This window comes from Parapedobacter soli (assembly GCF_025460835.1).
Classification (GTDB): Bacteria; Bacteroidota; Bacteroidia; order Sphingobacteriales; family Sphingobacteriaceae; genus Parapedobacter; species Parapedobacter soli.
The window spans coordinates 1-880 of the sequence record NZ_JAMXAY010000143.1 but is presented as its reverse complement, the minus strand read 5'-3'; the positions used below and the strand labels follow the sequence as shown (position 1 = coordinate 880).

The 880-nt window shown below is 47.8% G+C and carries 1 pseudogene; it reads right to left on the bottom strand.

Annotated elements, in window-relative coordinates:
- A pseudogene (locus NGM62_RS21930) lies at positions 1-787 on the bottom strand (M13 family metallopeptidase N-terminal domain-containing protein); the annotation flags it as partial.
- Positions 788-880 lie beyond the last annotated feature (93 nt).

Below are 880 nucleotides of genomic sequence, written 5' to 3'. Positions count from 1 at the left end.
TTAGTAGGCAGTCGCTGGGGGTCAGCTTGCTCCGCAATATCCAGTCAGCCACTGCTACCGGGTTATACCTGAGCGATGCGTTGCGTATTTCCTCTACCGTAAGCATGTGGCTTGCCAATTCTTTTTCGAAAGCGATTATGCCCGGGCCTTTAAAATCGCGTGTACGCTGACCAATCTTTGGGAACAATCTGTTAATGTAATTGTTGTAATCAGCTAATGTTTTGGCATTTGCGTCATCTTCTTTTTGGTAGTATGCGCGGCCCAGTCCTAAGCTTGCCGAACCCAGGTAAATGGTGTTCATGCTGCTGTTTTTCATGTGTGCGGAAACATAAGCTCCGAAAAATGGATTTCCGCCGATGGGAGCCGTCTCAACGAGGAACTGATACAGGTCGTCAAAATCCCGTATGGCATCGATCTGCTGTAACAGGGGCTCAATCGGTGTTATCCCCGCTTTGTCACGTGCATCGAAATCAGTATAGGAGCGGTACAGATCCGCAATTTTCTGGGCATCGGTTCCTTTTGCATGCGGTTCGGCCAGGGTCGTTTTAAGAATTTCGAGGGTAGCCACATCCGTGTTTTCCCGTAGCTCATCGAAACTACCCCACCGCGCCCGGTCAGACGGGATCTCGACTGTCTTCATCCAATTTCCATTCACATAATTATAAAAATCATCTTGTGGCCGGATGGTGTTATCCATGAAACCGAGGTTGATAGCCTGATGGGGCTCTTGCGCAATACCCGCTGTGGCTGTAGCCGCAGCGATTGCTAAGGTTAAATAGTACTTCATGTGCAATTTCTTTAATCGGAACAAACTTAGAAAATATCTTCCACTGGGGTCAGGGATTTCGCTTTTAAGAATTTTGGGGATTGGATTTGCAGG